This is a genomic window from Mesorhizobium sp., assembly GCF_005063415.1.
GTDB lineage: Bacteria > Pseudomonadota > Alphaproteobacteria > Rhizobiales > Rhizobiaceae > Mesorhizobium.
This window is the reverse complement of sequence record NZ_SUEG01000041.1, coordinates 6,772-16,889: the sequence shown is the minus strand read 5'-3', so window position 1 is coordinate 16,889 and position 10,118 is coordinate 6,772. Positions and strand designations below refer to the sequence as shown.

Annotated in this window: 10 protein-coding genes; 4 read left to right on the top strand and 6 right to left on the bottom strand. The window is 62.8% G+C overall.

What is annotated here, in order from left to right; all coding sequences use genetic code 11:
* Together dnaG and E5W70_RS13525 are read right to left on the bottom strand one after the other, a co-directional pair.
* Positions 1 to 1,136, bottom strand: a 1,136-nt coding sequence (gene dnaG, locus E5W70_RS13530) for a DNA primase (RefSeq protein ID WP_292658792.1), incomplete at its 3' end; no start/stop codon positions are given.
* 157 nt (positions 1,137 to 1,293) lie between these two features.
* Positions 1,294 to 1,665, bottom strand: coding sequence for an RcnB family protein (locus tag E5W70_RS13525; protein ID WP_292658748.1), 372 nt, complete (start codon positions 1,663 to 1,665; stop codon positions 1,294 to 1,296).
* Positions 1,666 to 2,043: 378 nt separating this feature from the next.
* Between E5W70_RS13525 and E5W70_RS13520 the strand changes: the two genes are divergently transcribed.
* The 3 genes from E5W70_RS13520 (at position 2,044) to E5W70_RS13510 (ending at position 5,363) form a co-directional block, all read left to right on the top strand.
* Entirely contained in the window at positions 2,044 to 3,708 is a 1,665-nt protein-coding gene (locus E5W70_RS13520; RefSeq protein ID WP_292658746.1) for a Na/Pi cotransporter family protein, read from the top strand.
* A 135-nt stretch (positions 3,709 to 3,843) separates the two neighbouring features.
* A complete protein-coding gene (locus E5W70_RS13515) occupies positions 3,844 to 4,053 on the top strand; it encodes a DUF2061 domain-containing protein (RefSeq protein ID WP_292658743.1) in 210 nt (69 codons plus the stop codon).
* A 128-nt stretch (positions 4,054 to 4,181) separates the two neighbouring features.
* Positions 4,182 to 5,363 carry an MFS transporter gene (locus E5W70_RS13510; RefSeq protein ID WP_292658740.1) on the top strand — a complete coding sequence of 394 codons (1,182 nt, stop codon included), beginning with the start codon at positions 4,182 to 4,184 and terminating at the stop codon, positions 5,361 to 5,363.
* A gap of 2 nt (positions 5,364 to 5,365) precedes the next feature.
* On the opposite strand, the gene E5W70_RS13505 is transcribed toward E5W70_RS13510, so the two are convergent.
* The gene (locus E5W70_RS13505; RefSeq protein WP_292658737.1) at positions 5,366 to 5,923 is read right to left on the bottom strand and encodes a GNAT family N-acetyltransferase; all 558 of its coding nucleotides are present in this window, start codon (positions 5,921 to 5,923) and stop codon (positions 5,366 to 5,368) included.
* A gap of 64 nt (positions 5,924 to 5,987) precedes the next feature.
* Positions 5,988 to 6,437 carry a GatB/YqeY domain-containing protein gene (locus E5W70_RS13500; protein WP_292658734.1) on the bottom strand — a complete coding sequence of 150 codons (450 nt, stop codon included), beginning with the start codon at positions 6,435 to 6,437 and terminating at the stop codon, positions 5,988 to 5,990.
* A 320-nt stretch (positions 6,438 to 6,757) separates the two neighbouring features.
* Here E5W70_RS13500 and carA point away from each other — a divergent pair, with 320 nt between their 5' ends.
* Complete coding sequence (gene carA, locus E5W70_RS13495) at positions 6,758 to 7,975, top strand: glutamine-hydrolyzing carbamoyl-phosphate synthase small subunit (RefSeq protein ID WP_292658731.1); 1,218 nt, start codon at positions 6,758 to 6,760, stop codon at positions 7,973 to 7,975.
* A 55-nt stretch (positions 7,976 to 8,030) separates the two neighbouring features.
* Here the strand turns inward: carA and E5W70_RS13490 are convergent, their stop codons facing one another.
* Both E5W70_RS13490 and E5W70_RS13485 read right to left on the bottom strand, forming a co-directional pair.
* The gene (locus tag E5W70_RS13490; protein WP_292658728.1) at positions 8,031 to 9,299 is read right to left on the bottom strand and encodes a TCR/Tet family MFS transporter; all 1,269 of its coding nucleotides are present in this window, start codon (positions 9,297 to 9,299) and stop codon (positions 8,031 to 8,033) included.
* Between the two features lie 150 nt (positions 9,300 to 9,449).
* On the bottom strand, positions 9,450 to 10,118 hold a 669-nt coding region (locus E5W70_RS13485), incomplete at its 5' end, for a neutral zinc metallopeptidase (protein WP_292658725.1).

Here is a 10,118-nt window from a genome sequence, read left to right as displayed (position 1 = left end):
AGGTCGGCCAGCGGCCGTGCCTCGGAAAGCACGGCGCGGAACGCATCCGGTCCGTCACCCTTGACCAGATCGTCGGGATCCTTGCCCTCCGGCAGCAGGGCGAAGCGCACGGAGCGGCCCGCCTGGACCGCCGGCAGCGCCATGTCGGCGGCGCGCCACGCTGCCTTCAACCCGGCCTGGTCGCCGTCGAAGCACAGCACCGGCTCGCCAGCCATGCGCCATAGAAGTTCGAGCTGGTTTTCAGTCAATGCAGTGCCGAGCGGCGCCACCACGTTTTCGAAGCCGGCCTGCGCCAGCGCGATCACATCCATGTAACCTTCGACGGCAATGACCGTGCCGCCATTGGCCAGCGCCCCCTTTCCCAGTGCTTGCCGCGCACGGGCGAAATTGTAGAGCACGTTGCCCTTGTGGAAGAGCTCCGTATCGGGCGAGTTCATGTATTTGGCCAGCGCATCCGGCGCCAGTGCCCGCCCCCCGAAGGCGATGATCTTGCCCCTGGAATCCGGGATCGGAAACATGATGCGGTCGCGGAACCAATCGTAGGAAACCGGGACGTCGTCGCCATGGCGCACCAGCCCGCACGCCTCGATGTCGGTCTTGGGGACACCCCTGGCGGCAAGGTGCTCCTTCAGCGCGTTGCGGCTGTCGGGGGCATAGCCGAGGCGGAAAGACTGCTGCGTCGCCGGTGTCAGCCCCCGGTCGCGCAGATAGGCGCGGGCCTTTGCCCCTTCCGGTCCCTGAAGCCGTTCCTGGAAGAACACCGTCGCCATCTCCATGACATCGGTCAGGCTGGCGCGTTCCTTTTCGCGCCGTTCCTCATCGGCGTCGCGAACCGGCATCGGCACGCCGGCTATGTCGGCGATCATCTCGACTGCCTCGGGAAAGCTCATCCCATCGAGTTCGGTCAAGAACTTGAAATGGTCGCCCGAAACCGAGCAGCCGAAACAGTGGTAGCGGCCCTTCTTGTCCTCGCAATGGAAGGATGGGCTCTTCTCGCCATGGAACGGACAGCACGCCCAATAATCGCCGCGCGGCGCGTTGGTCTTCTTCCTGTCCCACGCGACGCGCTGGCCGATCACCGAAGAAATCGGTACGCGGTCGCGGATCTCGTCAAGGAAAGCAGGCGGAAAGCGCATGGGGGACAGCTCGTTTGGCCTCCATATAATCACACGGGCGAAGCCCGACGACTCCTAATGGTGAACATACCCGGTTTTCACAGGCCAAAAAGAGAAGGCGGCCCGCGGGCCGCCTTGTCGATCTAATCCGGCGCAGCGCCGTTCAGCCGTTCCGCACCTACTGCGTGGCGATGGCGCCGAAGATCAGGCCGGAGAGAACGCTGACCAGCAGATAGTCGTTGCCGACCCGGATCCATTCCTGCCCGGGACCCGGACGGCGCAGGCCATAGTGGCGATAGTCGCGGATCGGCTGGTGACGCTTCCAGCTGGAATATCTCTGGCCGTTGCGCCAATGGCTGCGCTTAACGACGATCTTCTTCTTCACTACGACGCGCTTGTTCACGTTGACATGCCTGCCGGGCTTCTGCCAGTCGACCTGGCTGTAGTTCGACTGCGGCGCGTTTGGTGTGTTCAGCGGTGCAGCCTGGCCCTGCAAGGCCGTTGCAGCCAGCATCGAGAAGGCCATGGCGGAAAGAACGATGAGTTTCATAGCGGGTACTCCTAGGTTGTCGACGCCTCTGGAATAGAGCCGGAAGGATGAACCGAAACTGAACACACAGGTTACGTTTTCATAATGATTTCTTACATTTAGCACGCCTAATTCAGCGCTACCTTTAAAGCGATCGTCCGAGCATGGACGCATGACCCTCCGCAACTCCGCAGGCAATGCAACCATTTTGCCGGCCATCCATTTCCGACACGCCCCGTCGCGTGGCAACACGCGTCCGAACCGGGCAAAATTTATTATTCGGCTAAAATAAATCGGAGTAATATCAACCTCTGCAATGTCCACGAGTCGCGCCCACTTTTGCCCCTCTGACGTCACGGCGCCCGCGTCGCTGATACCGGTCGGGTTGCGGGGCCTGGCATGAGTGGCTCCGTAGTTTTGCTGCACCTTGCCGGTGCGGTCGCACTGATGCTGTTTGCCACCCGTTTGGTGAAGACCGGCGTCGAGCGCGCCTATGGCGATGTGCTGCGCCACAAACTGCGCGCCACAATGCGCAATCCGTTCATGGCGGTTCTGGCCGGCTGCGGCCTGGCTGTCGCACTGCAAAGCTCGACCGCCGTCACCTTGCTGGTCGGCTCATTCGCCGGCTCCGGTATTGTCAGCGGCATGTCGGGCCAGCTTGCGGTGCGCGGTGCCGAGATCGGCTCGGCGCTGGTGGTCAAGCTGCTTACCTTCGATCTGTCGCTGCTGGTGCCGGTCTGCCTTGTCGCCGGCACGGTCATGTTCATGGCCACCGAGCGGCGCGACTGGCGCCAGTTCGGCCGCATCCTGGTCGGCATCGGCCTGCTGCTTCTGTCGCTGGAGATGATCGGCCAGGCGTCGGAGCCGCTACGCCAGAGCACGCTGATGCCACTCATCGTCGATTACTTCTCTGGCGATCCGGTCACCGCCTACCTTCTGGCGGCGTTGGTCACCTGGCTGTTCCATTCCTCGATCGCCGCGGTGCTGCTGATGGTGACGCTGGCCGGCCGCGGCTTCATCCCGCCCGAACTCGGCATCGTGCTGGTGCTCGGTGTCAATCTCGGCTCTTCGGTCATCGCGCCGCTTCTAACCCGCAACGCAGAACCCGGCGTTCGCATCGTGCCGATCGGAAATCTCCTGATGCGCGGCATGGGTTCGCTGATCATGCTGATCCTGTTCCTGACGTTCAAGCCGCCAGTCGCCTTCTTGGGCAGCACCGTGCCCGAGCAGATCGTCAATGCCCACATCGTCTTCAACATCCTCATCCTTATCGCCGGCCTGCCGCTGGCGAGCCTGGTCTATCGCGCCTCGGAAAGGATCGTGGCGCTGGGCACCAAGCCCCAGCCCGCCAATGCGCTCGACGTCATCGAGCTTTCGGCGCTCAACGAAAGTGCGCTCGACGTGCCCAGCCAGGCATTGGCCAACGCCACCCGCGAGGTGGTGCGGGTCTGCGAGACGGTCGAGATCATGCTGAAACGGATCATCGAGCTCTATGAGAGCGCCGATGCCGACAAGATCGGCGCGCTGGCCGCACTCGACGACCGTGTCGACAGAAAGCACGCGGCGATAAAACTCTATCTGGCCAAGGTCACCAAGAACCCGCTGAGCGAGGACGAGGCCCTGCGTTGCCAGGAGCTGATCGGCGCCTGCGTCAAGCTGGAGCAGGTCGGCGACATCATCGTGCGCAACATGCTGGTCCACGTGAAGAAGAAATTCGAGCGCGGACTGGAGTTCACGCCGGAAGGCTGGCGCGAGCTTTGCGCCTTCCATGCCCTGGTGCTTGCCAATGCCAGGCTTGCCTTCAACGTGCTGGTATCCCGCGATCCGGAGACCGCTCGCCAATTGGTCCTGGAAAAGGACCGGCTGCGCGACCGCGAGAAGGAAACCAGCCAGAGCCATTTCGTGCGGCTGCGCGACGGCACCGCCAAGAGTGTCGAGACCAGTTCCATCCATCTCGACACCATTCGCGACCTCAAGCAGATCAACTCGTTGCTCGCCTCGATGGCCTATCCCGTCCTTGAAGAGCGCGGCCTGCTCACCGGTTCGCGGCTGAAGGCTGGATAGATTGCATCCACAAGCCGGGTAGCTTCAGAACATCGCCTATGAAAATTGCTGTGGGCCAAGGCGCAAAAATTATCTTTGCGCCGCTTCCCGTCTGTCGGCTAAAGGGTCGTCCAATATCTACCGGGAGGAAAGTCGATGGACACCCATTCGCGCAGCTTCGCCAAAGCGCTTTCCTGGCGCATCACCGGTACCATCGACACGATGATCATTTCGCTCGTCGTGACCGGAAGCATCAAGCTCGCCGCGGCCATCGGCCTGACTGAGGTCGTCACCAAGTCGCTGCTCTACTATCTTCACGAGCGGGCGTGGCTGAAAATTCCCTATGGAAGAAAGGCAGCCGCCTAGCTCTTGCCTCCGCGGCGGGCGCCTGACCGGCGATCAAGAAAAGCTAAAGCGGCGTCGACAATTTCTGGATTGCCCGCTGCCCTCATCCGTGGTTTTAGGCCACCTTATCCGAGGATCGCCTTTCCGCCATGCTCCCCCTCATTGCCCTGTTCATTGCCGCCTTCGCCTTCGGCACCACCGAATTCGTCATCGCCGGCGTGCTGCCGCAGGTGGCCGGTGGCCTTGGCGTCGCGATCCCGACCGCCGGTTATCTCGTGTCCGGCTATGCCGGCGGCATTGCAGTCGGCGGTCCGCTGCTGGCGCTCGCTACCAAAAGGTCCTCCCGCAAGGCCCTGCTGCTTGGACTGACTGCAGCCTTCACCATCGGCCAGGCAGCTTGCGCGCTGGCGCCCGACTTCGCCTCGATGCTGCTGTTGCGGATAGCCGTGGCCGTGGCGCATGGCGCCTATTTCGGCGTTGCCATGGTGGTGGCCGTCGGCCTGGTGCGCGAAGACCAGCGCGGCATGGCGGTGGCGCTGATCCTGTCCGGCCTCACCGTATCGAACGTAATCGGCGTTCCGGCCGGTACGGCAATCGGCAACATCTGGGGATGGCGTGCGACATTCTGGGTGATGTGTGGCCTCGGCGTGGTCGCCTTCGCGGCCATCGGCGCCCTGCTGCCGCGCAAGACGGGATCGTCGAGCCCGTCCGTCAGTCTTGGCAGTGAGGTCCGCGTACTCGCACGCCAGCAGGTCTGGACCTCGCTCATCATCATGCTGATGCTGATGATCGGCCAGTTCGGCCTGTTCACCTACATCACGCCGACGCTGCTTGAGGTCACCGGCCTCGACGAGAAATGGATACCTTGGGTGCTCCTGCTCAACGGTGTCGGCGCAACGATCGGCGTCTTTGTCGGTGGGCGGCTCGCCGACTGGAAGCTGATGCCATCGCTTATCGCCATGCTTTTCCTTCAGGCGGCAATGCTCGCCTTGATCTACGCGGTCAGCCCTTACCCGCTGCCGATGGTGATAGCGATCTTCATCTGGGGCGGCCTCAACTTCGCCATCGGCACGCCGATCCAGACCCGCATCCTGACCTGGACCGCGGATGCCTCCAACCTTGCCTCGTCACTCATTCCGTCGGGCTTCAACGTCGGCATCGCACTCGCCGCATCGCTCGGCGCGGCCATGCTCAATGCCGGCTATGGCTATCGCAGCCTGCCGGTGGTTGGCGCGATCGCCATGCTGGTCGCGGTCGCGGTCGCGCTTGCCTCGCATGTCTGGGAATGGCGCAGCCGGGCTGCGCCGCCGCTGCCGGCTGCCGCCGAATAGGGCTACAGATCGATCCGGTAGCGCAGGCTTTCCGCGCCGCCATAGGCAGCGTCTTCGAAGAAACGCCCGACAAGCTGGCCGCCATTGGCCAGAACGACCTTCTGCGAGGGCACGTTGTGAGACTTGCAGGTGATTTCGACGAAGGGCAGGCCAACCGCCCTCGCCTCCTCCAGCATCAGCCGCAGCGCCTCGGTCGCATAGCCGCGTCCCCGTTTCCACGGCACCACCGCATAGCCGATGTGGCCGAGCACGTGCGATGGCAGCGCCGCGGTGCCGGGCTGCCAGCGCAAGCCGATCGAGCCTAAGACTTCCCCGTCCCAGATCCAGCGCCGGAATCCGGGGAGCCGCGGCACCGTCGAACCGTCCGGCAAGGCAATCGGCGGTCCCTTGCCATCGGAATCGTCGAGATCGGCAAGGAAAGTCGCTGGATCCTTTTCGATAGCCGCAAGCTGCTCGCGCGTCGCGTCGAGCAGCCGCACATTGTCCGGCGACCAGCCGCGCTCGAGGGCCGCCTTGTAGGACGGCAGGTGTTCAAACGCCGGTTTGACGAGTTCGATCATGAGCGCGAGCTTTTGGCTGTCCGCCAGGATTGCGGGCGCGACGGCAAGGGCCTTCCACAGCAGCCTATTGAAGCAGGCTCTTGACGATGCCGCTCGCCTTGGAGAAATCCATCTGCCCGGCGTATTTTTCCTTGAGCGCCGCCATCACCTTGCCCATGTCCTTGACGCCGCTGGCGCCGGTCTCGGCGATGGCCGAACGGACGGCGCTTTCCGTCTCGGCCTGGCCCAGTTGCGTCGGCAGGAAGTCGCGGATGATCGCCATCTCGTCGCGCTCCTGCGCTGCAAGCTCCGGCCGCTTGCCGTCATCGAACGCCTTGGCCGATTCCTCGCGCTGCTTCACCATCTTGGCCAGGATCTGCAGGATTTCGTCATCGCTGGCCGGCTCCTTGCCGGCGCCGCGATTGGCGATGTCGCGGTCGTGAATGGCCGCCTGGATCAGCCGCAATGTCGGCAGCCGGCGCTTGTCCTGCGATTTCATCGCGCTCTTCAGGGATTCGGCGATTTTGCCTCGCATAGTGCTTTCTCCTTCGAATGCGGCGGACAATAGCCGTGCCGAAAGCCCAAGGCAAATGCGACACTACCGGCAAATCCCTGATATTGTTCGACGAAATAAATCCAGGCTCGTACGGCGCGGCATCATTGACCGCCTTGGCGCCTTCCCCTATGTACTGGGCCTTGCATGAATTGAATTCTAGTGCACGTCGCCCAAAAATGCGTAGCGGTTTTGGGGCCACGACATGCACAAGTGAAAAGTTAGCGCGCCGAGGCTGTGAGATCGCCGCTTCGCGCCTTTTGTTGCGCCGACTGAGGGGCGCAACCTTTAGGAGTGCCGCCATGGCAACGATGACCGCCGCGTCAACCCTCCCTTGGGCTACCGAGAAGCCGACAGCCCTGCTGGTTCTGGCCGACGGCACCGTCATCGAGGGCCGCGGTCTTGGCGCCTCCGGCTCCGCTGTCGCCGAGGTCTGCTTCAACACTGCGCTGACCGGCTATCAGGAGATCCTCACCGACCCGTCCTATGCCGGCCAGATCGTCACCTTCACCTTCCCGCATATCGGCAATATCGGCACCAATGACGAAGACATCGAGGACCTCAACCCGCTGGCCCGCGCCGGTGCCGTCGGCGCCGTGTTCAAGGCCGATGTCACCAACCCGTCGAACTACCGCGCCGGAGCCGGTCTCGACCAGTGGCTGAAGAAGCGCGGCATCGTCGCACTTTCAGGCATCGACACGCGGGCGCTGACCGCGCTGATCCGCGAAAAGGGCATGCCCAACGCCGTCATCGCGCACGCGCCCGACGGTATTTTCGACATCGATGACCTCAAGCGCCGCGCCGCCGCATGGTCCGGGCTTATCGGGCTTGATCTCGCCAAGGAGGTCACCTCCGGCCAGTCCTCGGTGTGGCGCGAGACGCCCTGGATCTGGAACGAGGGCTTTGGCGAACAGGCCGGCCCGTCGATGCACGTCGTCGCCATCGACTACGGCGTCAAGCGCAACATATTGCGCCTGCTTGCCGGCCTCGGCGCCAAGGTCACCGTGGTGCCGGCCAAGACCGGCGCCGAGGAGATCATGGCGATGCGGCCGGACGGCATTTTTCTGTCCAACGGCCCCGGCGATCCGGAAGCCACCGGCGACTACGCCGTGCCGGTCATCCAGGATCTGTTGAAGACCGAAATCCCGCTGTTCGGCATCTGCCTCGGCCACCAGATGCTGGCGCTGGCGCTGGGCGGCAAGACCGCAAAAATGCATCAGGGCCACCACGGCGCCAATCATCCGGTCAAGGACCACACCACTGGCAAGGTCGAGATCGTCTCGATGAACCATGGCTTTGCCGTCGACGCCGACTCGTTGCCGAGCGGCGTCGAGGAAACCCATGTCTCGCTCTTCGACGGTTCGAATTGCGGCATTGCGCTCACCGGCAGGCCAGTCTTCTCGGTCCAGCATCATCCCGAAGCCTCGCCCGGCCCGCAGGATTCGCACTATCTGTTTCGCCGCTTCATCAATCTCATCCGCGAAAAGCGCGGCGAGCCGGCACTGGCCGAGCGTGTCTAGCGCATTGCGAAAAAACGGATTTGACTGACGGCGCCGGCCGGGCTCCCGGCGCCGATCAAGCCCCGTCCGTCACCGCTTCCTGCGCGTGCATGCGTTTGACTTCCTTCGGCGTCGGCTTGGCCACCCTGGTGACGAAGACGACGAGCGCCAGCGTGAGGAAAATCGCGCCGAGCAGATACGGGGCACCGCCGAAAACCACGGGCGCGCTCGGCCCCGTGAACCAGGAAAAGATCGCCGTATAAAGCAGCGGTGTGATGATCGAGGTGATCGAGAAGATCGAGGTCATCGCACCCTGGAGTTCGCCCTGGGCGGAAGGTGGCACCTTGGCGGCCGCCAGGCTTCTGAGCGGCGGGTCGGCCAACGCCTCGAGACATCCGACGACGATCACTGCATAGATCATCCAGCCTTGTGACGCGAAGGCGTAGCCGAAGGCGCTGAGTGCGGTAAATGCCAGACCGATTACCGCCGTCTTCCACTCGCCAAGTTTAGGGATCACGCGCGGCAGGACTGTCGCCATGACGATCGCCCCGCACAGGCCGAAGACGCCGAGCGAGAAGCCGATCTGTTGTTCGCTCCAGCCATAGCGATAACTGGAGACGAATGACCAGACCGCAGGATACATCATGTGCCCGAGCGTCATCAGAAAGAAGACAAGTCCGATCCAGCCGATACCTTCGTAGTTGCGCATCTGGACGAGCGTGCCGACCGGGTTCGCGCGTTTCCACTCGAAGCGGCGACGGTGCTTGTTATCAAGCGTTTCCGGCAACAGAAACAGCGCGATCAGAAAGTTTGCGAAAGCAAGCCCGGCAGCGAAATAGAACGGCACACGCGGCCCGAACGTGCCGAGCAACCCGCCCAGAACCGGCCCGATGACGAAGCCGACGCCGAAAGCAATGCCGAGCAGCCCGAAATTCTTCGCACGATTTTCGTCGGTCGAGATATCGGCAATGAATGCCGATGTCGTGGAATAGCTGGCGCCGGAAATGCCGGCCAGCACGCGGCCGATGAACAGCATCGGATAGGACCAGGCGATGGCGCAGATCAGATTGTCGATAGCGAACGTCAGCACCGAGGCGAGCAGAATCGGCCGCCGCCCAAACCGGTCGCTCAACCCGCCCATCACTGGTGCGAAAACGAACTGCATCGCCGCATAGACGAAGAACAGCCAGCCGCCCTCGATAGCCGCCTCACTGATGCCGACGCCGGTCAATTCCCTGAGATAGGCCGGCAGCACCGGCATAATGATGCCGAAGCCAATGACGTCGAGCAGCAGGGTGGTGAAAACAAGCGCGAGGCCCCGCCTGGCGGTTTTGGGGTCTATCATGATGGTATCTCCTCGGGCCGCCCGAGCGAACGGGAACACACCTTATAGGCGAGCACATCGCTGGGAACAATGAGGGAACGAGCAGAGTGTTTTCGTGCTGACATCCCCTGACTGCGATCCAGTCTCTCGGATTACGAGAAAACCGTCGGCTCAGATCGGGTTGTTGAACGTGTCGCAGTCCGATAGCTTGCCGTTCTGGAAGCCGCGCGCCAGCCAGGTCTGCCGCTGCTGCGACGTGCCGTGGTTGAAGCTTTCCGGCACGACGTAGCCCTGCATCTTCTTCTGCAGCGTGTCGTCGCCGATCTGCTTGGCGGCGTTCAGTGCCTCCGCCATGTCGCCCTGTTCCAAGATGCCCTTCTGACCGGTGAAATGTGCCCAGATGCCGGCAAAGCAATCGGCCTGCAGCTCGACCTGCACCGACATCTGGTTGGCGTCGGCTTCGCTCATATTCTGCCGCATCTGGTTGAATTTGGGCAGGATGCCGGTCAGGTTCTGCACGTGATGGCCGACCTCGTGCGCGATAACATAGGCCTGTGCGAAATCGCCCGAGGCGCCGAACTGCTGGTCGAGTTGCTGGAAGAAGGTGGTATCGAGATAGACCTTGCGATCGTTGGGACAGTAGAATGGTCCGGCCGCTGACGAGGCAGAACCGCAGGCGGAGCGGATCTGGCCGCTGAACAGGACCAGTTTTGGATCTTGATAGGTCAGACCCTCGGACTGGAAAATACCGGTCCACGTATCCTCGGTCTCGGCCAGCACGGTCGACACGAACTGCTTCATCTCGTCGGACGCCGGCGCACCGGTGCCGCCGCCCTGCCC

Bases quoted from the DNA above. Each gene is read 5' to 3' on its own strand.
- E5W70_RS13520 (WP_292658746.1), top strand. From the start codon at position 2,044: ATGAGTGGCTCCGTAGTTTTGCTGCACCTTGCCGGTGCGGTCGCACTG.
- carA (WP_292658731.1), top strand. From the start codon at position 6,758: ATGGCAACGATGACCGCCGCGTCAACCCTCCCTTGGGCTACCGAGAAG.
- E5W70_RS13515 (WP_292658743.1), top strand. From the start codon at position 3,844: ATGGACACCCATTCGCGCAGCTTCGCCAAAGCGCTTTCCTGGCGCATC.
- E5W70_RS13525 (WP_292658748.1), bottom strand. From the start codon at position 1,665: ATGAAACTCATCGTTCTTTCCGCCATGGCCTTCTCGATGCTGGCTGCA.
- E5W70_RS13490 (WP_292658728.1), bottom strand. From the start codon at position 9,299: ATGATAGACCCCAAAACCGCCAGGCGGGGCCTCGCGCTTGTTTTCACC.
- E5W70_RS13510 (WP_292658740.1), top strand. From the start codon at position 4,182: ATGCTCCCCCTCATTGCCCTGTTCATTGCCGCCTTCGCCTTCGGCACC.
- E5W70_RS13500 (WP_292658734.1), bottom strand. From the start codon at position 6,437: ATGCGAGGCAAAATCGCCGAATCCCTGAAGAGCGCGATGAAATCGCAG.
- E5W70_RS13505 (WP_292658737.1), bottom strand. From the start codon at position 5,923: ATGATCGAACTCGTCAAACCGGCGTTTGAACACCTGCCGTCCTACAAG.